The 3,444-nt window shown below is 62.6% G+C and carries 3 protein-coding genes; all 3 read right to left on the minus strand.

The genetic code is table 11. From position 1 onward, the window contains the following. Nucleotides 1-97: 97 nt before the first annotated feature. The 3 genes from ABLE94_RS26220 to ABLE94_RS26230 are packed head-to-tail and all read right to left on the minus strand — an operon-like array spanning nt 98 to nt 3,290. Complete coding sequence (locus ABLE94_RS26220) at nt 98-1,132, minus strand: tyrosine-type recombinase/integrase (protein ID WP_240862471.1); 1,035 nt, start codon at nt 1,130-1,132, stop codon at nt 98-100. Beyond that, the gene (locus tag ABLE94_RS26225; protein WP_240862473.1) at nt 1,129-2,085 is read right to left on the minus strand and encodes a tyrosine-type recombinase/integrase; all 957 of its coding nucleotides are present in this window, start codon (nt 2,083-2,085) and stop codon (nt 1,129-1,131) included. Before ABLE94_RS26225 ends, ABLE94_RS26220 begins: the two co-directional genes overlap by 4 nt. Beyond that, the gene (locus ABLE94_RS26230; protein ID WP_240862475.1) at nt 2,082-3,290 is read right to left on the minus strand and encodes a tyrosine-type recombinase/integrase; all 1,209 of its coding nucleotides are present in this window, start codon (nt 3,288-3,290) and stop codon (nt 2,082-2,084) included. Before ABLE94_RS26230 ends, ABLE94_RS26225 begins: the two co-directional genes overlap by 4 nt. Nucleotides 3,291-3,444 lie beyond the last annotated feature (154 nt).

Consider the following 3,444-nt stretch of genomic DNA (forward strand, 5'->3'; position numbering starts at 1 on the left):
ACAGTGATTATGCCGGGGTCTGTGTTAAGCCGAGGATCGGCGAGTCGTGTTGTGCGGGTTGGGGTGGGTGACTGATTCCTCGGCTTAACGGTGAGGGTCAGCGGAGGCTGTAGAGGGCTTGGAGTTTCTCGTCGGTGAGGCTGTCGGGGGTTGGGCCGTCGATGGCTGGGGTGGCTGCGTCGATGGCGTGGCGCATCATGTCGACGGTGGCGAACGCGTAGAACGCGGTGGTGGTCGACATGTTTTCATGGCCGAGGAGTCGCATGATGATCGGCAACGGGATGCCTTGCTGGTAGAGGTCCATCGCTTTGGTCTTGCGGAGCATGTGGCAGTGGATTCGGTCGGGCATCGTTGGGCAGGTGCTTCGGGCCGTGATGGCCGCTGATTTCAGCACGGCTGCAACGGAATCCGTTGATAGCGGTGCAGGTTTTCCGTTACGCAGGCTGTAGAACAGAGGGCGTGTGGCGCTACTGGGCTCGGGATGGAACTCGTCGAGGTAGATTCGGAGATGGTCGAGTGTCGTGGTGGTCAATGGAACGACGCGGGACTTGTTGCCCTTACCGGTCAGCGTGAGGTGCCCGGGCACGGCCAGGTGCAGGTCGCCGAGGGTGAGCGTGGTGATCTCCCCGACACGGGCTGCGGTGTCGTACAACAGGATCAACAGCATCCGGTTTCTGCGCGATTTGACGGTGGCGCCCGTCCACGCCGCGAGCAAAGCTCGGGTTTGCGGTTCGGTGAGGAACTCGATGGGCTTCCTCGGTGATGTCGGGGCCTTGAGAGTGGCTGCACGCTGACCCAAAGTGACCAGGGTGAGGTCCTCGGCACCGCAGTAGGCCAGAAACGCCTTGATCGTGCTCAGCCGCAGCGCGATCGTGGCGGGCGTGTAATGTCGGTGTTCGCTCATCCAGGTCAGCCAACCCAGCAGGTGGGCATGATCGAAGTGGTCGAAGGTGACATGGGCCCGGTCGATCTCATGCTCGGCGGTCAGGTAGCCCAGGAAGCATTCCAGGCTGATCCGGTAGGCCTCGATCGTATTTGGCGAACGGTGTTGAGCAGTGGGCAGATACACGTGTAGCCAGGTGCGGGCCAGGGCATAGAACTGCGGGGCACCGGTGCGCGGGTCGCGTTTCATCGAAAACCTACCTCGGGTAGCACCGAGGCGGTGGTCTCGGTGAGATGGGCGTAGGCGTCGAGGAACCGCGGCGAGGTCTGAATGTAGTAGAAGGTGGAATCGATCGACGAGTGCCCCATGTAGCGCGCCAGATACGGCAGCATCGCGGTCACGTCGATGCCGTCGGCCATCCATCGGTCGATGTTGGCGTAGGCGAAATGATGCCGGAAATCGTAGGGCCGGGGCCGCTGCCCGCCCTCGGGGCGGGGCAGGCCTGCTCGGTCCCAGATCCGGTTGAACATCACTCCCACCGTTGCCGCGGTGACCGGTTGGCCGGTGGAGGAGACGAAGAAGGTACCGCGGTCGTGGCCGAACTGGCGGGCGGTGATCTGCTCACAGCTGCGAAGGACTGCGATGACGTCGTCGGTCAGTGGTAAACGCCGGCTGCGGTTGCTCTTGGCGCTCATCACGTCGAGATACCCCTCACGCAGATGGATGTGGATGGGTTTCAACTGGCGTACCTCGCCGGTGCGCAACCCACACGAATGCATCAGGGTGAAGAACGCGACCGCTTGCCATCGCCAGGGCGAGGTCGTGGCCACGGCGGCCGCGGCGGTGAAGAAACGGTCGATCTCCGCTGCGGTGAGCAGGTACGGGTGCGCCGGCACGAACTGGGCTTTCCATGCTGGGGACAGCACGTAGGCGTCATGGTCGCCATGCACCTGCAACCAGCGCCCAAAGTCGCGGACGTACGACATCCATGACCGAAAGCGGCCTGAGCGGGTCAGTTGCTCGGTGACCCACCCTTCGACGGTGGTCTGATCGAAGCGGGTGTAGCCGTGGCGTGTGCAGTAGTCGTCGAACTTGTGCAGGTACCAGATCCTCGAGGCCCCGTAGAAACCCATCGACGTCTTGAAATCGAGGTAGGCGTCGAGTTGTTCGGCGAACGCGCTGGTGAACCTGTGACCGGTCATGACCGCACCGCGGGTGCGGGGACGTCGAGAACGCAGCCGAGCAGCCGGTCACGATCGACGCTGAGGTAGGTGTTGGTCGAGTCCGCGCTGGCGTGCCCCAACACCGCCGAGATCGTCGGTAGCGGGACCGATGCCCGCAGCAACCGGGACGCCGCGTTGTGGCGCAACAACGTGGTACCGCCCTTGAACTCGGTCACCCCGGCCCGGGCGAACACTGCGGCGGTGATCCGATGAATCGCCGCATGATCGGACAAGCAGGTGCGCGGAGCCTTGCACCGCAAGAACACATGATCATCTGATGAGTCGGGCCGTTCGGTCAGGATGTAGGTGGCCAGTTTGTCGACGACCGCACCCATCAGCGGCACCGTCAACCGATTGTGGGTCTTCTGTTGCACCAGCGACGCGGTCTGCGAGCGCCAATCGATATCGCCGAGTCGCAATGCGACAAGATCACACGACCGCAGTCCAGTGGTCAACGCCAACAACGTGATTGCCGCATCCCGGGCACTGACCTGACCAGCAGCGCATACCTGCAACACCTTGACCTCGTCGGCCTCGGAGAGCACTGGCACGATCCGGTGGGAACGCTTGATACCGGCTATCCTGAGCCCCTCAACCAGATCGACCCGTTCGGTGAACCTCAGGAATGGCCGCAGGTTCGACACCACCCAGAACAGCGACGACCGCGACCACCGATCGGTCAACGATTCGAGGAACTCCAACACACTGGCACCGTTCACCTCCACAAGGGACTGCGCACCGGTCGATTCCAGGAACACCAGGTAGCTGCACGCCATCCGGCGATAGGCCTCGCGGGTAGCCGGCGCGAGGCCTCGACGAGTCATCTCGGACTCCCACACATCGACCAGCTCAACGAACTCATCGGTGACCGGAACAGCGCCTCCGCCACCACGTTTCCTCATCGAGAGGTCCACTCTCCCAGTCGCGACATAGGAGTCGAACAGGGCGACCAGTCGCGTGTAGTCGAAGCGACGTTGAGCGCTGAATCTACCGGTACGCGGGCTCACCGTCAGCGCTGCGAACTCGGCGCCCAACTCCGGCGTGTACACCCCACCCCGCTCGGCGAGAAACGCAGTAAGAGCTTTGATCGACTTCTCATACTGACCGATCGTCGACTCCATGTAGCCAGCCGAACGCAGACGTGCGACCACCTCTGAAGCGATCCCTGCGACCGTCGTATCCATGATCTTCTCCTTCCAAGAGGACATATGGATACGCATCGACGCTAGCTAGCCAGACCCCGCGCAATCGTTAAGCCGAGGAATCAGTCACCCACCCCAACCCGCACAACACGACTCGCCGATCCTCGGCTTAACACAGACCCCGGCATAATCGCTG

It is taken from the genome of Gordonia sp. VNK1 (assembly GCF_040049135.1).
GTDB lineage: Bacteria > Actinomycetota > Actinomycetes > Mycobacteriales > Mycobacteriaceae > Gordonia > Gordonia oleivorans.

Excerpts from the sequence above, each read along its gene's own strand:
- ABLE94_RS26220 (WP_240862471.1), bottom strand. The coding sequence starts at position 1,132 with ATGAAACGCGACCCGCGCACCGGTGCCCCGCAGTTCTATGCCCTGGCC.
- ABLE94_RS26225 (WP_240862473.1), bottom strand. The coding sequence starts at position 2,085 with ATGACCGGTCACAGGTTCACCAGCGCGTTCGCCGAACAACTCGACGCC.
- ABLE94_RS26230 (WP_240862475.1), bottom strand. The coding sequence starts at position 3,290 with ATGGATACGACGGTCGCAGGGATCGCTTCAGAGGTGGTCGCACGTCTG.